15 protein-coding genes are annotated in these 18648 nt (G+C 72.9%); 7 read left to right on the top strand and 8 right to left on the bottom strand.

Features of this window, described 5'->3' with window-relative positions; translation table 11 throughout:
- The first annotated feature begins 85 nt into the window (after positions 1 to 85).
- Both DC008_RS11585 and DC008_RS11580 read left to right on the top strand, forming a co-directional pair.
- A complete protein-coding gene (locus tag DC008_RS11585; protein ID WP_370592164.1) occupies positions 86 to 643 on the top strand; it encodes a sigma-70 family RNA polymerase sigma factor in 558 nt (185 codons plus the stop codon).
- A 1-nt stretch (position 644) separates the two neighbouring features.
- A complete protein-coding gene (locus DC008_RS11580) occupies positions 645 to 1409 on the top strand; it encodes a hypothetical protein (RefSeq protein WP_108706905.1) in 765 nt (254 codons plus the stop codon).
- Between the two features lie 50 nt (positions 1410 to 1459).
- Here the strand turns inward: DC008_RS11580 and DC008_RS11575 are convergent, their stop codons facing one another.
- From DC008_RS11575 to DC008_RS11565, 3 genes are all read right to left on the bottom strand, one after another.
- Positions 1460 to 4747: a S8 family serine peptidase gene (locus DC008_RS11575; RefSeq protein ID WP_108706904.1), complete on the bottom strand. Its 3288-nt coding sequence runs from the start codon at positions 4745 to 4747 to the stop codon at positions 1460 to 1462.
- A 207-nt stretch (positions 4748 to 4954) separates the two neighbouring features.
- A complete protein-coding gene (locus tag DC008_RS11570; protein WP_108706903.1) occupies positions 4955 to 5374 on the bottom strand; it encodes a hypothetical protein in 420 nt (139 codons plus the stop codon).
- Between the two features lie 10 nt (positions 5375 to 5384).
- Positions 5385 to 6116 (bottom strand): nucleotidyl cyclase domain-containing protein, encoded by a 732-nt coding sequence (locus DC008_RS11565; protein WP_108706902.1) that lies wholly within the window; start codon positions 6114 to 6116, stop codon positions 5385 to 5387.
- 236 nt (positions 6117 to 6352) lie between these two features.
- On the opposite strand from DC008_RS11565, the gene DC008_RS11560 reads away from it, so the two are divergent.
- From DC008_RS11560 to DC008_RS11545, 4 genes are all read left to right on the top strand, one after another.
- The gene (locus DC008_RS11560) at positions 6353 to 7084 is read left to right on the top strand and encodes a Crp/Fnr family transcriptional regulator (RefSeq protein WP_108706901.1); all 732 of its coding nucleotides are present in this window, start codon (positions 6353 to 6355) and stop codon (positions 7082 to 7084) included.
- Positions 7085 to 7251: 167 nt separating this feature from the next.
- Positions 7252 to 9612 carry an ATP-binding protein gene (locus DC008_RS11555; protein ID WP_108710655.1) on the top strand — a complete coding sequence of 787 codons (2361 nt, stop codon included), beginning with the start codon at positions 7252 to 7254 and terminating at the stop codon, positions 9610 to 9612.
- 18 nt (positions 9613 to 9630) lie between these two features.
- Positions 9631 to 9846, top strand: a complete 216-nt coding sequence (locus DC008_RS11550; protein WP_108706900.1) for a hypothetical protein — start codon at positions 9631 to 9633, stop codon at positions 9844 to 9846.
- Between the two features lie 106 nt (positions 9847 to 9952).
- A complete protein-coding gene (locus tag DC008_RS11545; protein ID WP_208645847.1) occupies positions 9953 to 11149 on the top strand; it encodes a serine hydrolase domain-containing protein in 1197 nt (398 codons plus the stop codon).
- A 79-nt stretch (positions 11150 to 11228) separates the two neighbouring features.
- Here the strand turns inward: DC008_RS11545 and DC008_RS11540 are convergent, their stop codons facing one another.
- The gene (locus DC008_RS11540) at positions 11229 to 12281 is read right to left on the bottom strand and encodes a hypothetical protein (protein WP_108706899.1); all 1053 of its coding nucleotides are present in this window, start codon (positions 12279 to 12281) and stop codon (positions 11229 to 11231) included.
- Between the two features lie 209 nt (positions 12282 to 12490).
- Positions 12491 to 15073 carry an aminopeptidase N gene (gene pepN / locus DC008_RS11535; RefSeq protein WP_108706898.1) on the bottom strand — a complete coding sequence of 861 codons (2583 nt, stop codon included), beginning with the start codon at positions 15071 to 15073 and terminating at the stop codon, positions 12491 to 12493.
- 162 nt (positions 15074 to 15235) lie between these two features.
- Between pepN and DC008_RS11530 the strand changes: the two genes are divergently transcribed.
- Positions 15236 to 15874 carry a mycothiol-dependent nitroreductase Rv2466c family protein gene (locus DC008_RS11530; protein ID WP_108706897.1) on the top strand — a complete coding sequence of 213 codons (639 nt, stop codon included), beginning with the start codon at positions 15236 to 15238 and terminating at the stop codon, positions 15872 to 15874.
- Positions 15875 to 15877: 3 nt separating this feature from the next.
- On the opposite strand, the gene DC008_RS11525 is transcribed toward DC008_RS11530, so the two are convergent.
- The 3 genes from DC008_RS11525 to DC008_RS11515 are packed head-to-tail and all read right to left on the bottom strand — an operon-like array spanning position 15878 to position 18644.
- Entirely contained in the window at positions 15878 to 16111 is a 234-nt protein-coding gene (locus DC008_RS11525; RefSeq protein ID WP_108706896.1) for a hypothetical protein, read from the bottom strand.
- Complete coding sequence (locus DC008_RS11520; protein WP_108706895.1) at positions 16111 to 17169, bottom strand: glycerophosphodiester phosphodiesterase family protein; 1059 nt, start codon at positions 17167 to 17169, stop codon at positions 16111 to 16113. Before DC008_RS11520 ends, DC008_RS11525 begins: the two co-directional genes overlap by 1 nt.
- 50 nt (positions 17170 to 17219) lie before the next feature.
- Positions 17220 to 18644: an FGGY-family carbohydrate kinase gene (locus DC008_RS11515; RefSeq protein WP_108706894.1), complete on the bottom strand. Its 1425-nt coding sequence runs from the start codon at positions 18642 to 18644 to the stop codon at positions 17220 to 17222.
- Positions 18645 to 18648: the final 4 nt, after the last annotated feature.

Raw genomic sequence — 18648 nt, 5'->3', positions numbered from 1 at the left:
TCTGTTCGGTGCGGGGAAAACGGGGGACCGCGCCGAACGTTTCGGCGCCTCCCCGCGTCATAGGCACCACACGGCGAGGGGAGGGGTGGCTGTGCTGCGCAGAAAGGCCCGCCGCGGACAGGGGGGCGGTGCCGTCCGGGACGTCGACGTCCTGGACGACCCGCTGGACGCGGCCCAGGAACGCCGGGTGCGGGCGGTGCTCGCACTGGGCGGGGTGCCGCAGGCGGACCTGCCGGACGGGGTGCAGCAGGTCCGTCTGCGGCTGCTGGAGCGGGCCGCCGGCGGCCAGGAGGCGCCGCGCGACGTGTCCGCGTGGGCGGCGGTCGTCGCCTCCAACCTGGCCATGGACTGGCACCGGGCCCGCAAGCGGCAGGAACGCCTGGGCGAGCGGCTCTCCGCGCTGCGCCAGCCCGTGGCGCACCCCTCCGGCGAGGAGACCAGCGTGCTCTCCCTCGCCGTCGCCCGGGGCCTGGACGAGCTGCCCGACATCCTGCGCCAGGTGGTCGTCCTGCGCTTCTACGCCGATCTGCCGGTGCGCGGGATCGCCGAGGAGCTCGGCATCCCCGAGGGCACGGTCAAGAGCAGGCTGCACACGGCGGTCCGGACGCTGCGGACCCGCCTGCACGAGGACGAGGTGGTGTGACGTGTCCGCCGAACACGACGGGGCCGACGCCCTGATGACCGCGATCACCGGCGAACCGCTGCCGCCCGGCGCCCACGAGGACGCCGCCTTCCTGGCCGAGCACCGGGCCGCCGAGGCCGACCTGGCGGTGCTGCGCGAACAGCTCGGCGTCATCGGCCACGCCCTCGCCGAGCCGCCCCCCGCGACCCCCGCCCCCGAACCCGCGCGGTCCGTCCGCCCGTCCCCCCGGCCGAGGCGCCGGGCGTTCTCCCTGGCCCTCGGCGGCCTCGCGGTGGCCGCCGCGGCCTCCGTGATGGCCGGCATGGGATGGCTGATGTCCGGCGGCGGGACCGGTGCCGCCGACAGCTCCGGCCTGGACGCCGGCTCGTCCGCCGAGAAGCAGTCCGACGCCCGCGGCGTGGCCTTCGGCAGCGCCCGCTATCTGGCCTGCTCCCGGCTGGTCGCCGAGGGCGAGACCACGGTCGTCGAACGGCTCCCCGGGACGACCACACTGCGGATCACCCTGCACCTGACCCGCGTCCACCTCCCGGAAGTCCCGGAAGCCCCGGAAGAGGGCGCGAAGGGGAGCAAGCCCGACAAGGAGCAGGTCTTCGTGGTGGACGAGAACGTCGTCCCCGGCATCCGCGCCGGCGACCCCGTGCTCGTCGGCGTCCCGCGCGGAGCGGACCAGCCGGACTTCTGGGCGGTCGGTGAGCGCCAGATCGCGCTCGAGCGGGCGATGGTCACGGCCTCGCTGCCCGAGGCCCGCAAGCTGACCTGTGGATGACGAAGGGGCGGGCGCCCGACCGGACGCCCGCCCCATGGTCCCGCCCGTGGCTACGGGGTGACCTTCTCGATCTTCACGCTGGCCACGCCCGCGGCGGTGCCGCGCGCGTTCAGCAGCTGGACCTGGCCGAAGAACTCACGGCCGGCCGGGGCCTCGGCGGCCGCGGTGACCGTGGCGTCGACCGTGACCGACTCGCCCGTCGCGAGCTTCACCGGCGCCGACTCGTCCACCTTGACGGTGCCGAGGGAGGCGGAGAAGAACACGTCCAGGTAGTCGTACGCCGTCGTGCCGCTCGGCACCGAGTAGCCGTCCACCTCGATGGTGTACGTGCCGGCGGCCGGCTTCGGGACGGAGACGGCCTCCTCGGAGTCGCCGTCCGCGGAGCTGGCGACCTTGGTGCCGGACGCGTCGTAGACGGCCAGGTCGAGGTCGGCGGCCGTGTCGGAGACGTTGCCGATGGAGACGTCCAGCGACGCGGCGCCCTCGGGCACGTCGACCGTGGTGGTCTGCGTGACGCCCTCGGTGATCGACGGACGCGCCGACTTCGAGGAGCCCAGCGGACCGCCGGCCAGCTTTCCGTCGATCGCGGCGTACTTGTTCGTCACCTTCCAGGAGGCGGCGGCCGGCGTGCCGACCTTGGCCTCGGGGACGGTCACGGTCTCCGGGTCGAAGGCCGCGCCGAGGACGGTGACGTCCAGCTTGTACGGGTTGTCGAGCAGCGGCGAGGTACGGCGCGCCTCGACCTCGATCTCCCAGACGCCGGGCTGCGGGTCGGCGTACGCGCGAACGTCCGGCTTGCAGCCGTTGCCGTCGAGGTAGTTGTTGTAGCAGTACGGGGTGCCGGTGTTGTCCGCCGGGACGCCGTAGGGGTGGATGGCGATGAACCGGGTCTGGCTCTTGTCCTTCAGGCCGCTCATCGCGACCTCCAGCGACTTGGCGCCCTCGGGCACGGTCACGAAGTAGGACGCGGTGCTGTTGCGCTGCACCGAACCGGACGCCGCGTGCGTGTACTTCAGCGGGGCCGAGACCACGACCGTGTTGAGGACCAGCTTGTCGATGCCCTCGGTGCGCGGGTCGTCGACCTCGAGGATCGCGCTCTTCAGGCCGGCCGAGGACGGCTTGGCGGAGATCTTCACGGTGACCGGCTTGTTCAGGCCGAGACGGATCTCGTCCGAACCGACGATCTCGAAGGTGCCCCCGGCGTTGTTCTCCAGGTGCAGCTCGTGGCGGATCGCCTTGTCCGCGCCGGACGTCCGGGTGATCGTGACGTCGTACGTCTTCTTCTGCCCGGCCTTGAGGCCGCCCTCGCGGTCGTAGATGCCGGTGCCGTGGCCCGGCGTCTTCAGGAACTGGTCGATCGCGGTGTCGACCGGCGCCTTCACCGTGTACTCGTGGGCGGTGGCGCCCTTACGGATCGACTTCCAGGCGTCCACGATGTTGATGAGGCCGGCACCCTCCTCGTACGCCTGCACACCCTTGATGTGGTCGGCGGTCGAGGTCAGCGCGGTGCGCAGCTTCGCGGGCGTCAGGTCGATGCCCTTCTGCTTCGCGGCGCTCAGCAGCAGCGCGGACGCGCCGGCGGCCTGCGGGGAGGCCATCGAGGTGCCCTGCAGCATGCCGTAGCCGGCCGGCAGCTTGTAGCCCGCCTCGGCGACCGGGGCGCCCGGCAGCCAGGTCTGGATGGTGTTGATCGCCGCGCCCGGCGCGGAGAGCGTCGGGGTGAAGCCGCCGTCCTCACGCGGGCCGCGCGAGGAGAACGGCATCATCGCGTACTTCTTCTCCACGACCGAGCCGTAGTTGGCGGCCCAGGTGTCCTTGGAGACGGTCGCGCCGACCGAGATGACCTTGTCGGCCAGACCCGGGTCGCCGATGGTGTTCGCGCCGGGGCCGGAGTTGCCCGCGGAGATCACCAGCTGGACGCCGTAGGTGTCGATGAGGCGCGTGTAGAGCTCGGCGCGCGCGTTGTTGCCGTCGTTCAGCGCCGGCAGGCCGCCGATGGACATGTTGACGATGTCGACGCCGCGGTTGACGACGAGGTCGATCATGCCCTCGGTGAGCGCCACGTTGGTGCAGCCGCCGGTCCAGGTGCAGGCACGGGAGGCGACCAGCTTGGCGCCGGGCGCCGCGCCGTTCATCTTGCCGCCGAACAGGCCGTTCGCGGCGGTGATGCCGGCGACGTGCGTGCCGTGCTCCGACTCGATGACACCGATGTTGACGAAGTCGACCTTCTTGCCGACCCAGTCGCCGCCGTACGGGTCCATCGGCACGTCCTTGCGGATCTGCACGACGAACGGTTGGCGCTCCACCACGTCCGTGGACGGGTTGTCGGTGCCGAAGTACCCGATCTGGTAGCCGTCCTTGTACGGCTTCATCGGGGTGTCGTCACCGAAGTCGCCGTTGTTGTTCAGGTCGACGCGGACCGTGCCGTTCGCGGCGTCGTACAGGACGCCCCAGACGTCGGTCGTGTCGCCGTCGCGGTTGGCGTCGCCCGCCGCGTCACCGCCGGTGGTGTACGACTCCGCGAAGGTGCTCACCTGGTACGAACCGGCGGGCGCCTTCCAGGTCTTGCCGCCGTAGGTGAAGGAGGGGCCGGAGACGGAGGTCGTCATCGGGCGCCAGGTGCGGTCGCTGTCGACGATCGGGTCGGTGGCGGTGACCCAGTCGACGATCTTGCGCTCGCCGGTGGTGGTCTTCTGCAGCGCGGGGTGGCCCAGGTCGATGCCCGAGTCCAGGATGCCGATGGTGATGCCGCGGCCGTCCGCCTTCGGGTTCTTCTTCACGAAGTCGACGGCGCCCGTCTCGAAGGACGGGTTGTAGGGGTTCTCCGCGGGGGTCTTCTTCGAGGGACCGGAGTACGTGGTCGCCGAGGCCGTCGACTTCTTCGTCGAGACGGCCGGGTCGTCCAGGGGGATCTCCTCGCGCAGGTCGATACCGTGCACGGAGGAGAGCTTGGTCGCGGCCGAGATGGCCGCGTCCGCCTTGCGGGTGGGAACCGTCGCCCGGACGTAGCCGAGCTTGTCGTAGCTCTGGCCGACGGAGCCGACCGCGTCCAGCTCCGCGGCGACCTTCTCGGTCTGGCCGGGGGCGGTCGCGACCATCATGGTGACGTACTTCTCGCCGCTCGCCTTGGCCTCGGCGAGGCGGTCGGCGTCGTCCGAACCGAGCTTGTCGTGCGCGGACTTCACACTAGGGTCCGCCGTCGCGGGAGCGCTGTCCGCAGCGACGGCCGCGGGTATCGGCCCTGCCGCGGAGAGCGCGGCGACCAGGCCGGCGGCCACGGCTATGCGCGCCGCGCGTCTCGCGCCCGGCTTCGGTTCGCGCTGGGGGCTGTTGATCATCGGCATCCCTTGGAGGTAAAGGAGCATCGGGGTCCGGAATGTGATCCCGGACGATCGCACAGCCTTATGCAAGGGAAGGGCGATAGGGAAGAGTTGACCGAATCGAAATGGACTGATGGGGAAAACCCCCTACGACTTTGCGGGAGATCAGCCCTGAATCGGGGCAAGCCGCACCGCGGGGTCCAGGCCCCTTCCACGGGCCCCGCGTCAGCCCTCGGCGGCCTGCTTGTCCGGGGCGTTGACGTGCAGTGTCCCCTGCTGCACGGCGTACACCGTCCCCCGGTCCCGGGCGGTGTTCGTCTGCCGCGCCGGACGGTCCCCGGGAGCGCGGGCCGGCAGGTCGACGGCCAGCCCGGCGAGGGCGGCCCGGCACGACGGGTCCTGCCGCAGCAGCGCCGCCAGCTCCTGCGCCCAGTAGCCGTACAGCGCCCGGCGCACCTCGTCGGGGACGGCGGAGTCCCGGACCAGCTCTGCCCCTCCGTCGAGCTGGGTGGCCACCGCGGACCGGCGGCCCCGGCGGAACAGCCCGGCGACGGTGTCCCGGGTCTCCTGCCACGCGTCGGTGGCCATCGCCGTGACCAGCGCGGCGGCGCCGGCCTGGGCCAGCAGGGTCAACTCGTCGCTCATGACCGCTCCTTCACGGGTGCCTGGTGATCCGGACGTGCAGGTCGCCGTTCTGCGCGGCGTTGATCACGCCGTTGCCCGACGCCTTGTTGCGCATGGTGACGGCGCCGGGCGCGGCACGGTCGCGGGTGCGCGCCCTCCTCTTCGGCTCCCGTGGGGGTGTCCACCCGGGGGTGTGCAGCCAGGCGTCCGCGGTGAGCTCCTTCACGGTGAAGCCCACCTCGTGGAAGGTGTCCGCCTCGATGCCCTCGTAGCCGTGCCGGACCGTGTCGTCGTACACGTGCCGCGACATCAGCAGCGCGAGCGGCACGGACCGCGGGGCCTGCTCCAACGCGGTGCGCAGCGGCGGGGCGTCCAGCAGCCGGGCCAGCGTCTCCAGGGGCGCCCCGACCACATCACCGTCCGCCGTGAGACCGACCTCCCCGGCGTGCAGCGCCATCCGGACCCGGATGCGCGTCGCCGGGTCCCGGTCCCCGGCGTTGTGGGCACGCAGCAGCCCCGCCAGCTCGGCCACCAGCGGGTGCACCAGCGGGGCCTTGCGCGTCCCGGCGGGCGCCGTCACCCGCAGGCCGTCGCCCAGGTCGTGCCGGGCGCACGCCTCCCAGTCGACACCGCTGCGGCCGAACGCCGTCCGCAGCAGCTCCCGCAGCGTCGCGCGGTTGCTCACCAGCGCCGTGTTCCCCCGCCCGGACGACTTCTCGATGTCGACGGCCAGGACGGCCCGGTACTCCCACTGCGTCTCCATACGGCCCTTCCTCGCGTACGACGGCGGGGTGGCGCGGCGCGGAACACGGCGGTGGAGCTCCGCGCCGCGCCGGCTCCCCTCGCACCACTGTGCCCGCTGCGCCGCGCGGACAACGCGTAGGAATACAGGGTTCGGTGGGAACCGTGTGAGCACCGGGTCCGAGTGGCCCGCGCCGCCGGGTCCGCCGCAGCACACTGGACCCGGGCGACGGGGCCGGAGCGGGGAGAGGTGGGGTCATGGGGAGCAGCGGGACGGGCCGCGCGCGGAACGGGCACCGGCGGTCCGGCGCGGGCGAGTGGCCGGCGACCAGCCCGGTGGGCCGGCTCGGACCGGCCGACCGCGCCCATCTGCTCGCCCTCGGCGTCCCGGTGCGGCACCCCGCCGACCGGGTGCTCGTGCGGGAGGCCGAGCGCACCGACCATGTGCTGATCCTGCTCGACGGCCTGGTCAAGGTCACCGGTCACGCCGACGACGACCGGGCCGCTCTGCTGGCCGTCCGGATGCGCGGTGATCTGCTCGGCGAACTCGCCGCCCTGGACGGCCAACCCCGCTCGGCCACGGTGACCACGTGCGGGCCCGTCGAGACCCGGACCGTGTCCCGCGCGGAGTTTCTGCGCTGCCTGCGGGAGCGGCCCGGGATCGCGCACGCGGTCCACCAGTCCGTCGTGGCCAAACTGCGCGCCGCCAACACCCATCGCGTCAACTTCGTGGGCTGCGACGCGGCCACCCGGCTCGCCCGGGTCCTGCACCACCTCGTGATGACGTACGGCGAACGGGACGGGGACGGGGCGGTGCTGCGCTGGCCGATCACCCAGCCCGAACTCGCCACGCTGGCCGGCGCCTCCGAGCCGAGTGTGCAGAAGGCGCTGCGCCGGCTGCGGAACGACGGGGTCATCACCACGGGCTACCGCTCGATCCGCGTCGACTCGCTCGCACGCCTGACCGCCTTCACTCACCCGAACGAGTGAGGCAACTCGCTTGTGAGACAGGTGAGTTGAGTCCGGATGTGTGCGACGGGTGGTGAAGATGGAGGAGCCCTTCGCAAAACCGTAATTGGACGGTGAGCCGGTCCGCCGCCCTGGTTAGCGTGACGCCCGCACCGACGGACACGATCACGAGAGACCACGGGGTGACCATGGCGGACACGGGCGAGGACGGCGGGACACGGACCGGGAACCGCGTCGACATCGACGGGGACGCCACGGGACCGGTGATCGCCGGCAACTACAACGTCGTCGTCGACGCACAGCACGGCTCCACGGTGACCGTCCTCATGGACGGCCAACGGCCCCGCCCCAGACGCCGGGACCGCATCCGGCTGCTCCCACGCCGGCAGGGCACGCCCCTCGGCCGGGACGCCGACCTCGCCGCGATCGCGGCCGCGCTGCACGCGGGTGAATCCGTCCAGCTGTGGGGGCCGCCCGGCGTCGGCAAGTCCGCGCTGCTGCGGCACGCGGCCCGCACCCTGGACGCCGGCGGCGACGGGGTGGTGTTCCTCGACGCCGCGCGCCGTGAACCCGAGGACCTGGCGCAGGACATCTTCGAGGCCTGCCACAGCACCGGCGGCTACGCCCCCTCCCGGGGCGAGCTGCCGCAGCTCATGGAGGGCGTCGAGGCGACCGTCTACGTCGACAACGCCGACTACACCGCGGAGCAGCTGCGCGCCGTCATGGACGCGGCCCCCGACGCGCTGTTCGTCTTCGCCGGCCGCGAGGAGGTACTGCAGGGCACCGACGGCAGGGCGCACCGCGTCGAGGGCATCACCCGGGACGCCGCCGCCGAGCTGCTGACCCGCGAACTGGGCGGGGCCGGCGACCCCGACCTCGTCACCGCCCTGTGGGAGGCCGCCGCCGGCGCACCGCTGCTGCTGCTCCGCGCGGCCGCCGTCGCCCGGCTGGACCCCGCGGCCGGACTGCCCCGGCCCGGAGCGGTACGGGAACTCCTCCACCCCCTGTTCGACCGGCTCGACGAGCCCTCGCTGCGCGCCCTGCATCTGCTCGGCACCTTCCGCGACGCCGAACTGGACCCCGAGCACATCGGCGCCCTGAGCGGGACCCCGGACGCCGCCGCGCTCTGCGCGGGCCTCGCGGGACTCGGACTGGCCGAGGAGACGGAGCTGGGGTACCGCGTGGCGGACGGTGTCGTCGCGGCGCTGCGGGAACGCCGGGGCCTTCGGCCGTACGCGCTGGAGCGGCTGTGCGGGTACTTCGCCGACTGGGCCGCCCGGCCGGAGACCCCGGCGGCCCAGGTCGCCGGGCACGCCCGGGCGCTGGAGGTGCTGGCCGAGCTGGCCGAGCGGTCGGGGCGGGCGGACCTCGCCGTCCGGGTCGTCCGCGCGGCCTCACCGGCCCTCGCCCGGTCGCTCCGCTTCGGTGTCTGGGGGCGACTCCTCGACCAGGGGCTGCCGGCCGCGCAGCGGGCGGGGGACCGGCAGGCCGAGGCCTACTTCACGCACGAGCGCGGCGTCCGCGCCGTCCTCACCGGCAACCGGGTCGTCGCCGCGGTCCTGCTCGCGGAGGCGGACATCCTGTGGCGCCAACTGGGCGACACCCAGGGCGCGGACGCGGCGGCGAACGCCCAGCAGTACGTTCCGCAGGAGCCGGGGCCCGAGGCCGGGTCGCCCGACGCCGGGTCGCCCGACGGGCCGGGGGAGGTGAACGCTCCCGAGGGTGGCGGCTCGGACGTCGGCTCGTCCAGTACGGATCCGACGCCCCTCCAGGACCCGACCGCCGGCACCGCTCCCAGCGCACCTTCACCAGAACCGGCTCCGCCGCCGGAGACGGGCGCCTCCATGCCCACCGACCCCGGAGCCACCGCGCCCGACATGCCGACGGTGCCGTCGGATCCCGGCATGTCCGGAGGCGGTATGCCGGTCGACCCGGGAACGGCCGCGTCGCCCGCCACGGGTGTTCCACCGACGGGAATCGGGGAGGCCGGTGGCGCCGTCGCCGCGTCCGCCGGGGCCGGTGGAGCCGGAGCCGCGATCGCCCTCAAGGTCGCCGCGGTCATCGCCGCCGTCGTCATCGGAGCCGTCGCCGTGGAGCAGAACCGGAGCTCGTCGGAGTCCGCTTCGGACACCCCCGCCGTCAGCGCCCCCACGCCGACCGTGGAATTCACCGCCCCGGCGGATCCTGTGGACGCGACCACCGACGAGCCGGAGCCGGAGCCGACCGGCCTGGCGGGTACGTGGAACGGCAGCGACGGCGGGACGTACGTGTTCACGGACGCAGGGCTCGGGACCTACACGATGGCCGACGAGGACGGCTGCGGTAACCCGACCTCGACGGAGTTCACCGGCAGCGGTGACACCTACAGTGCCACGGCCCCGGGATACGCCCGTGAACCGTGCGACCTCGTCCTGGGCCAGATCCGCACCACGATCACCCTCGGCGAGGACGGGGACACAGCCGAGGTCACCCAGGAGGTGGTGTCCGTCGTGGACCGGTCGGCGCGATGCACCACCTGCCAGTCCTTCACCCTGACCCGCGCCTCCTAGCCGGACCCCGGAGCCCTCATGCCGAACACACCCCCCAGCCACAACGAGATCCACATCGGCCACAACGCCTCCGGCCCCGTCGTGGCCGGGGACAACAATCACGTCAAGGTCACCGGCCCCGCCGAGCCGACCCAGACCAACACCGCCCGGGACGACGGCACCGTCTACGCCGCAGCCAACGGTGACATCCACGTCCACCACGACACCGCGGACGAGGAGCCGGCGGAGGACTGACTGACCGAAACACGCCCAACCCCCGTCACCCGGGTCAACTTCCGCCGCATCCGCCCGGTCTCTCCCCCCGACCGCGCTCGACGTGAGCGCACGAAGGGGGAGAGACATGAACGTACGGACGACCCGCGCGGCCCTCGTGGCGGCCACGGCGGTGGCCCTGTCGGCCGCCCTCGTCGCACCGGCCGTCGCGGCGCCGCCCACCACCGGGCACGAGGCCACCCGGGTGGCCGCCGAGGCCGCGGTCGAGGCGGGGGTGCCCGGCGTGACCGTCCGGGCGAGGGACCAGCACGGCACCTGGTCGGCGACGCCGGGCGTGGGCCGGATCGGCACGGACAAGCCGCGTTCGGCGGACGACCGTTACCGGGTCGGCAGCATCACCAAGTCGTTCGTCGCGACCGTGCTGCTCCAGCTGGAGGCCGAGGGCCGGCTGTCGCTGGACGACACGGTGGACGCGTGGCTGCCGGGCCTGGTCCGGGGCAGCGGCCACGACGGACGCCGCATCACCCTTCGCCAACTGCTCAACCACACCAGCGGCGTCTACGACTACACCGCCGACCCCGGCTTCGTACGCGACCACTTCGCCAAGGACGGCTTCTTCGAGCACCGCTACGACACGAAGAAGCCGACGGAGCTGGTCGCCGTCGCCATGACGCACGAGCCCACGTTCGCGCCCGGCACGTCCTGGAGTTACTCCAACACCAACTACGTCCTCGCGGGCCTGGTCATCGAGAAGGTCACGGGCCGCCCGTACGGCAAGGAGATCGACCGGCGCATCATCCGCCCGCTCAAGCTGACGGCCACCTCCGTCCCCGGCACCCGCGCCACGATGCCCCGGCCCAGCAGCCGGGCGTACTCCAAGCTGGCGGACACGGCGACGGGACCGACGTACGACGTCACCGAACTCAACCCGTCGATCGCCCACGCGGCGGGCGAGATGATCTCCGACAACAAGGACCTCGACCGCTTCTACACGGCCCTGTTGCGCGGCCGGCTCCTCCCGCGCGAGCAGCTGAACGAGATGACCACGACCGTGCCCGCCGCCCAGGGCATCGGGTACGGGCTGGGCCTGATGAGCATCGAGCTGTCCTGCGGTGTCACGGTCTGGGGCCACGGCGGCGGCATCCACGGCTCGACGTCCCAGGCGGCCGTCACCCGGGACGGCCGGCACGCGCTGACCCTCAACCTCAACGGCGACTGGGTGGGCGACCCGGGGGCGCTCACCGAGGCCGAGTTCTGCGGCAAGGACACCGGCAAGGACACCGGTACGGCGTCCGCCACCCGGCGGGGCCCCGCCCTGCGCTGACCCGCCGAGGAGGGGCCGCCGACGCCGCGCGGCCCCTCTGTTCCCCCCGACACCCCCTGATCCGCGTCCCGGTGCGTCGCTACCGGGGCAGGACCACGACGTACGCGGCCGGGTCGCGGTCGACCGCCGCCATCAGGGCCGTACGGACCACCGCCGCCTGCTGCTCCATGCCGTGCCGCAGCTTCTTCGGGGTGATGTGGACGACGGTGATGCCCAGGCGTTCCAGCGTCTCCCGCTTGCGGGCGTACTCGGACCACTGGGAGTCGTCGTCGCTCCGGTCGCCCTGGCGGGGCGCGCGGGTGTCCAGCTCGACCGCCACCGAGTGCTCCGGCCAGAACGCGTCGAGCCCGCCGAGGTGGGGGCCGCCGGGCAGCCGCAGGTCCACGTTCCACACCGGGTCGGGCAGGCCGTGCTCGCGGACCATCCGGTAGAGCAGGTCCTCCGCGCGGGCCCGCCCCTCGGCCAGCAGCGAGTCCACGGCGTCCACGACGTGCGGACGGTTCAGCAGCTTCGCCTGCGTCAGCTCCCGCACCACCGCGGCCGGTTCGCAGCGCCCGCCGCGCACGGCCTCGGTGAGCAGCCGGCGGACCGTGCGGCCGTCCTTCAGCTCCGCCACCGCGTCCGCCAGCGCGCGCGGCACCGGCGCCACCGGCAGCCCCGTCACCTGCTGCGGCGTGGGCAGCGCGGCGGTGCGCACGATGCGGGCGCAGCCCGTGGAGCGCAGCCGGCGCATCCGTGGCACCAGGACGTCGACGGTGTCCAGCGCGGTGAGCGGCGAGGTCGCCGAGAAGCCGTGCAGGGTCAGCGCCGCGAGCCCGGTGATCATCGCCTCGGCGTACGCGGGCGGGGCGGGCGCCTCGCTCCCGCCGGGCTGGGCGGGCACCCCGGGCGACCGCTCCCGCGCGGCGTACATCAGCACCGCGTGCAGCCGCTCCTCGCTGGTGGGCGGCCCGGGGTGCAGCAGGTAGACGCCGGGCAGCAGCTGCTGCCAGGGGCCGCCGGGCCGGCACTGCTCGTTCGTCTCGGCGGCGGAGACCCCGTGGGCCTTGAGGCGGGCGGCCGTCATGACCCGGCGGTGGACCTCGGAGAGGTGGTGCAGGGGGCGGGGGGAGAGGGGGGTGTTGTGGTTCATGACCCGGAGGCTTCCGCGTCCGATGAGCGCTTTAACCGCTGTTACACGCCCGTCGACAAATGCGGACAACGCCGCACTAAAGGACGGGTGTTCGGATGCCGAATAGAGACGGAAAACCCCTGGTCCGTTCGGGTGGGACCAGGGGTTACGGCTGTGATTGCCTGAATTCCGTAACGGTCACGGACCGCCGTGATCGTTGGCCAAAGGTGTCAGTCGGTTGACGCCGTCGCGTCGCACTCCTGCGCCCGCAGCGCCCGCGCCAGATCGTCCCGCGACTCCAGCACCAGCCGCCGCAGCGCCGGCGCCGCGTCCACGTGGGCCGCGAGCCACGCGTCCGTCGCGTCCAGCGTGGCCCGCGACTGCTGGAGCGCCGGGAACAGGCCCCGGACCACGTCCATGCCGATCTGGATGGACCGCTCCCGCCAGACCCGGTCGATCGCGGCGAAGTACTTCTCCGTGTACGGCGCGAGCAGCTCCCGCTGCGACGCCTGCGCGAACCCGCCGATGGTCGCCTCGACCAGCGCGTTGGACAGCGCGTCCGACTCCACGACCTGCGCCCACGCCTGCGCCTTGACCGCCTCCGACGGCCGCGCCGCCAGACAGCGCACCTGATGGCGCTTGCCGGACGCCGTGTCGTCGCGGGCGAGTTCGTCCGCCAGCTCCGACTCGCCGACCACACCGTGCGCGGCCAGCGGCTCCAGGAACGCCCAGCGCAGCTCCTGGTCCACCACGAGACCCTCGACGGTCGCCTTGCCGTCCAGCAGACCCGACAGCAGCTCCAGGCCCTGCTCGTCCGTCACCCGGGCGAAGAACCGCGCCCACGCCAGCTGCTGCTCGCTGCCCGGCCCGGCCGCGTACAGCTGCTCCGAGGCGCCCTCGGTCAGCAGCCGCGCACCGCGCTCGCGCCACTCGGGCGCCACGTAGTGCGTCAGCGCCGAGTCGGCCCACGCGTGCAGCATCTGCAGCACGCCGATGTCCGACTCACGGCCACCGAAGCGCAGCACCAGGCCGATGAACTCCCGGGCCGGCAGCAGCGCGTCCCGCGTCATGTTCCACAGCGCCGACCAGCACAGGGCGCGCGCCAGCGGGTCGGTCAGCTCGCCCAGCGCCTCCCGCAGCGTGGCCAGCGACGTCTCGTCGAACCGGGTCTTGCAGTACGTCAGGTCGTCGTCGTTGACCAGCACCAGGTCCGGCGCCTCCGCACCGGCCAGCTCCGCCACCACCGTCCGCGGCCCGTCGACGTCCGCCTCGGCGCGCGCGTACCGCTCCAGCGCGCCGTCCGCGCCCCGCCGGTACAGGCCCACCGCCACCCGGTGCGGCCGCAGCTCCGGGTGCGACTCGGCGGCCTCCTGCAGCACGGCCAGCTCGTCGATCCGGCCCTCGGCGTCCAGCAGCACCTGCGGAGTCAGCGCGTTCACGCCCGCCGTCTGCAGCCAGGAGCGCGCCCAGGCGCCCATGTCCCGCCCGCTGGTCTCCTCCAGCACCGCCAGCAGATCGCCGAGCCGCGTGTTGCCGTACGCGTGCCGCTTGAAGTAGCGGCGGGCGCCCTCCAGGAAGGCGTCCTGGCCGACGTACGCCACGAGCTGCTTGAGCACGCTCGCGCCCTTGGCGTACGTGATGCCGTCGAAGTTGAGCTTGGCGTCCTCCAGGTCACGGATGTCGGCCGTGATCGGGTGCGTGGAGGGCAGCTGGTCCGCGCGGTACGCCCACGCCTTGCGGCGGTTGGCGAAGGTGATCCAGGCGTCCTTGAAGCGGGTCGCGCCGACGTTGGCGAACGCGCCCATGAAGTCCGCGAAGGACTCCTTCAGCCACAGGTCGTCCCACCACTCCATGGTGACCAGGTCGCCGAACCACATGTGTGCCATCTCGTGCAGGATCGTGTTGGCGCGGCCCTCGTACGACGCCCGGGTCACCTTCCCGCGGAAGATGTACTCCTCCCGGAAGGTCACCAGGCCGGGGTTCTCCATCGCGCCCAGGTTGTACTCGGGCACGAACGCCTGGTCGTACTTCCCGAACGGGTACGGGTAGTCGAAGTGGTCGTGGAAGAAGTCCAGCCCCTGCTTGGTGATCAGGAAGACGTCGTCGGCGTCGAAGTGCGGGGCGAGGCCCTTGCGGCACATGGCGCCCAGCGGGATCTCCAGCCGGCCGCCGTCGGCCAGCTCACGCGTGTAGGAGTCCGTCACATAGTGGTACGGGCCCGCCACCACGCACGTGATGTACGTCGAGATCGGCTTGGTCTCCGCGAACCGCCAGACGCCGTCCGCCCGTTCACCGGCGCCGTTGCTCCACACCGTCCACTGCTCGGGCGCCCGCACCTCGAACCGGAACGGCGCCTTGAGGTCCGGCTGCTCGAAGTTGGCGAAGACACGGCGCGAGTCGGCCGGCTCGTACTGCGTGTAGAGGTAGACCTCGCCGTCCTCCGGGTCGACGAAGCGGTGCAGGCCCTCGCCGGTGCGGGAGTACGCGCACTGGGCGTCGACGACCAGCTCGTTCTCGGCGGCCAGGTCCTCCAGGGCGATCCGCGAGCCGTCGAAGACCTCGCTCGGGTCCAGGTCCCGCCCGTTGAGGGAGACGGACGTCACACTCGGCGCGATCAGGTCCGCGAAGCTCGACGCGCCGGGCTCGGCGCAGCGGAAACGGATCGTGGTGACCGAGCGGAAGGTGCGCGGCTCACCGTCCCCGGGCCCCTCGCCGAGGGCGGACCGCACGTCGAGGGACACCTCGTACCCGTCGACGGCCAGCAGGGCGGCCCGCTCCCGGGCCTCGTCGCGGGACAGATTCTCACCGGGCACGCGTGGCACTCCCTTGTGTCGTGGATACGGCCGCACCGGATACGGCTACGGCTCCGGCTGAACAGGACCGATCCTGCCATGCGCCCCTGACGCGGGGCAGCCGGGAATGGGCGGGCGGACCGGGGTTGTTCCCGTGGAAAACGTTTCCTCCTGAGGAGAGACATGTCGGACAAGACCCCCGTCGACTTCTGGTTCGACCCGCTGTGCCCCTGGGCCTGGATGACCTCCCGCTGGGTCCTGGAGGTGGAGAAGGTCCGCGACATCGAGGTCCGCTGGCATGTGATGAGCCTCGCGGTGCTCAACGAGGACAAGCTCGACGAGCTGCCCGAGGAGTACCGCGACATGCTCGCCACCAAGGCGTGGGGTCCCGTCCGCGTCGTCATCGCCGCCCAGGAGGAGCACGGCCCCGACGTCCTCGGCGACCTCTACACGGCGCTCGGCACCCGCATCCACAACAAGGGCGAGGGCCCCGGCCGGGAGACCGTCGCCGCCGCCCTGAAGGACGCCGGGCTGCCGGACTCCCTCCTGGAGCACTGGGACGACACCCCCTACGAGCCGCAGCTGCGCGCCTCCCACAAGGAGGGCATCGACAAGGTCGGCCAGGAGGTCGGCACCCCGGTCATCGCCGTCCCCGGCGACGACGGCGAGCAGATCGCCTTCTTCGGTCCCGTCGTCACCCCCGCCCCGAAGGGCGAGGACGCCGCCAAGCTGTGGGACGGCACCCTCGCCGTGGCCTCCGTGCCGGGCTTCTACGAGATCAAGCGGACCCGTACGAAGGGCCCGGACTTCAGCAACCTGTAGGGCTCACCCGTCGGCGGCGGTCTCCTCCTCGATGAACTTCTCGGGGAGGCGGCCGTACCCGCCCTTGTTCATGTGCGGGTAGTACGTCAGACAGCCCTTGGCGGTGCACCGCCACAGGTTGTCCACGTAGAAGTCCGGCCCCTCCTTCTCCCGCACCCACGCCTTCTCGTCCTTCTCGAGGAACCGGAAGATCTGCATGGTGCCGCAGGTCGGGCAGTCCAGTCTGCGGGTCCTCATCAACCCCTCCTCGCCATCACCGCCAGATCCGGGAAGTCGGTCACCACCGCGTCGACCCCCTGCCCGTAGTACAGCGCGTACTCGGCGAACGCGTCCCCGAAATCGCTCGGTCCGGTACCCCGCCTCAGCTCCGCCGGCAGGAACTGGTTCTCCGCGCGGAAGGTGTACGCCCCGACCCGCAGCCCCGCCGCGTGCGCGTCCGCGAGCAGGGGCGTCCCCACCAGCGAGGACTTGTCGGGCCCGATCCAGCGGGCGTACTCGGCGATTCTGGCCAGCCCGGCCGGCGTCATCATGTCCCGGTACGTCGTCGGGTCCCCGGCCGACACCAGGTCGTACGGCCCGCCCGTGGTGCCCAGCGCCTGCCACAGCTCCAGCCCCAGCCGCTCGGCGGCCACCCGCTTCAGGCTCGTCGGCTCGAAGGACTGCACCACGCACTCGCGCCGGCCCAGCCGGTTGCGCCGCACCGCCTCCACCAGCTTCGGCTCCAGCGGCAGCCCGATCGAGCGGAAGTAGGTCGGGTGCTTGGTCTCCGGGAAGACGGCGATCGTCCGGCCGTGCTCCTTCGACAGGCGGCGCGCCAGGTCCACCACCTCCTGGAAGGTCGGCACCTGCTCGCGCCCGTCGAAGACGGTGTTGCGGTTGCGGACCTGCGGCAGCCGCTCGACCGCCCGCAGCGTCTTCAGCTCCGCCAGTGTGAAGTCCTCCGTGAACCAGCCGGTCACCGCCCGCCCGTCCACCGTCTTCGTCGTCCGGCGGTCCGCGAACTCCGGGTGCGCGGCCACGTCCGTGGTCCCGGAGATCTCGTTCTCGTGCCGGACCACCAGCACATGGTCCTTCGTCGGCACCAGATCCGGCTCGATCCAGTCGGCCCCCGCTCGCACGGCGTACGTGTACGAGGCCGCCGTGTGCTCGGGACGCCACCCGGCCGCACCGCGATGGCCGATGACGAGGGGGCCGCGCGGGTGCGCCGGTGCGGCGGAGGCGGCTTGTGCGGGCACGGCGGCCACCGCGGGGCCGGCGGCCGCGGCGAGCAGCAGCGATCGACGTCTCACAGGCATGGGAGAGCCCTTTCCTGGTAGGGGAGTTGCCGAGCTGTTGAAAAGAAGAGTCAGGCGCGCGCCCGCTGCCGGGCCCGCTCCAGCCGTTCCAGGTGGTCCCCGTAGGCCCGCGCGTAGTACGCGGCGCGGTCCGCGTCGGGTTCGACGACCGCCGTGGGCCGGGTCCAGGCCGCCGTGTCCAGCGGCACCCCGCACCGCCCGGCCGCCGCGAGCACCGCGCCCCGCGCGCCCACCTCGCCCTCGACGACCCGCAGCGGCCGCCCGAGGACGTCCGCCAGCAGCCGCATCCAGGCGGGACTCCGGGTGCCGCCGCCGCAGACGGCCAGCGTGCCGGTGAGCCCGGCCGCCGCCAGACAGTGCCGGGCCGCGAAGCCGATGCCCTCACAGGTCGCCCGGATCAGATCGGCGGGTGTCGACTCCAGGGAGACACCGGTCAGTTCGGCGCGCAGCCGGGGCTCGACGAACGGCGCCCGCTCGCCCGACGGCGCGAAGTACGGCAGGACCCGCACACCGTGCGCCCCGGGCGGGGTCGCGGCCAGCAGCCCGTCGACCTCGTCGTGCCGCACCCCGGTCGTCGTCAGCACCCAGTCCAGGGCCGCCGTGCCGACCATCGCCGGCATCGCCCGCAGCCAGTGCCCGGGCCGGTCGGTGCCGATGTACAGACCGGCCGGTTCACCGGCGAGATCCAGTTCGGTGGTGGCGACCAGCGCGGCCAGACATGTCCCGACGATCAGCAGACCGTCGCCGGGCGCGGTCGCCCCCGCCCCCAGCGCACAGGCCGGCAGGTCGTACGGCCCGTTCACGACCCGGGTCCCGGCGGGCAGCCCCTCGCCGCGCGCCGTTGCCGTCGCCACCGGGTCGCTGACCGGGGCGAGCAGACGGCGCCGGTGGCTGAGCCCGAGCAGCTCCACCACCTTGTCGTCGTACCCGCGGGTCAGCGGGTCGAGGAACGGCATCGACGCGTCCGACACGTCCGTCGTCGCCGCCGCGCCCGTGAGCCGCCGGAACACCATGTCCTTGCAGTAGAGGGCGACGGCCGCCGCGTCCAGGGACTCCGGCTCATGGGCGTCCAGCCAGGCCAGCAGCGGCCCCGGGGAGCCCGGGAACATCGCGCCGCCGGTACGCCGGAACACCGCCTCGACGGTGCCGTCCGCCAGCCAGCGGTCGACCAGTTCGTGCGCCCGGCCGTCCATCCAGGAGGCCGCCTGCCGCACCGGCCGCCCCTGCCCGTCGACCAGCCACACCCCGTCGCCCTGACCGGTGAGCCCCGCCAGCTCGACCGGCTCCGCGACCTGGGCGGTCACCTCGTCCAGGACGGCGACGACCGCCCCGTACACCTCGTCCATGTCCTGCTCGACGACCCCGTCCCGCAGGGAGAGGCCCACCGGGCGGGAGGCGACCGCCCGTTCGCGTCCCGTCCCGTCGAAGGCCGCCGCCTTCACCATGGACGTGCCCACATCGATACCGACGTACATGCCG

Source organism: Streptomyces nigra (assembly GCF_003074055.1).
GTDB lineage: Bacteria > Actinomycetota > Actinomycetes > Streptomycetales > Streptomycetaceae > Streptomyces > Streptomyces nigra.
The sequence above is the reverse complement of the archived record's forward strand: the minus strand, read 5'-3'. Positions and strand labels throughout refer to the sequence as shown.

Bases quoted from the DNA above. Each gene is read 5' to 3' on its own strand.
- DC008_RS11575 (WP_108706904.1), bottom strand. From the start codon at position 4,747: ATGATCAACAGCCCCCAGCGCGAACCGAAGCCGGGCGCGAGACGCGCG.
- DC008_RS11570 (WP_108706903.1), bottom strand. From the start codon at position 5,374: ATGAGCGACGAGTTGACCCTGCTGGCCCAGGCCGGCGCCGCCGCGCTG.
- DC008_RS11565 (WP_108706902.1), bottom strand. From the start codon at position 6,116: ATGGAGACGCAGTGGGAGTACCGGGCCGTCCTGGCCGTCGACATCGAG.
- DC008_RS11560 (WP_108706901.1), top strand. From the start codon at position 6,353: ATGGGGAGCAGCGGGACGGGCCGCGCGCGGAACGGGCACCGGCGGTCC.
- DC008_RS11555 (WP_108710655.1), top strand. From the start codon at position 7,252: ATGGCGGACACGGGCGAGGACGGCGGGACACGGACCGGGAACCGCGTC.
- DC008_RS11550 (WP_108706900.1), top strand. From the start codon at position 9,631: ATGCCGAACACACCCCCCAGCCACAACGAGATCCACATCGGCCACAAC.
- DC008_RS11545 (WP_208645847.1), top strand. From the start codon at position 9,953: ATGAACGTACGGACGACCCGCGCGGCCCTCGTGGCGGCCACGGCGGTG.
- DC008_RS11540 (WP_108706899.1), bottom strand. From the start codon at position 12,281: ATGAACCACAACACCCCCCTCTCCCCCCGCCCCCTGCACCACCTCTCC.
- DC008_RS11530 (WP_108706897.1), top strand. From the start codon at position 15,236: ATGTCGGACAAGACCCCCGTCGACTTCTGGTTCGACCCGCTGTGCCCC.
- DC008_RS11525 (WP_108706896.1), bottom strand. From the start codon at position 16,111: ATGAGGACCCGCAGACTGGACTGCCCGACCTGCGGCACCATGCAGATC.
- DC008_RS11520 (WP_108706895.1), bottom strand. From the start codon at position 17,169: ATGCCTGTGAGACGTCGATCGCTGCTGCTCGCCGCGGCCGCCGGCCCC.
- DC008_RS11515 (WP_108706894.1), bottom strand. From the start codon at position 18,644: ATGTACGTCGGTATCGATGTGGGCACGTCCATGGTGAAGGCGGCGGCC.